This window comes from Tritonibacter sp. SIMBA_163 (genome assembly GCF_046535935.1).
GTDB classification, from domain to species: Bacteria; Pseudomonadota; Alphaproteobacteria; order Rhodobacterales; family Rhodobacteraceae; genus Epibacterium; species Epibacterium scottomollicae.
Genome location: NZ_JAWJBP010001427.1, coordinates 1 through 233, shown reverse-complemented (window position 1 = coordinate 233; position 233 = coordinate 1). Strand labels below are relative to the sequence as shown.

General features: G+C 64.8%; 1 pseudogene. It reads left to right on the top strand.

Going from position 1 to position 233, the window contains the following annotated elements:
* Positions 1–38 precede the first annotated feature (38 nt).
* A pseudogene (locus R0J92_RS27010) lies at positions 39–233 on the top strand (alcohol dehydrogenase); the annotation flags it as partial.

The following is a 233-nucleotide window of genomic DNA, read 5'->3' as shown; positions in this document are numbered from 1 at the left end:
CCAATGTCGTGATGATGATCGGGGATCTGGAGGTCTGAATGTCGGGGGAATTGCCTGCCTTTGCGTTTGCCACCGCCGGAGCCATTCGTTTTGGACGGGGCGAGGCACGCCGGGCGGTTCCCGATATGGCCGCGCTGGGCAGCCGGATCCTGCTGGGGACCGGCGCGACTGTGCAGCGGGCTGCATGGCTTGTCTCTGCCTTGCAGAGCGCGGGTTGCGTCGTCACGCTTTGT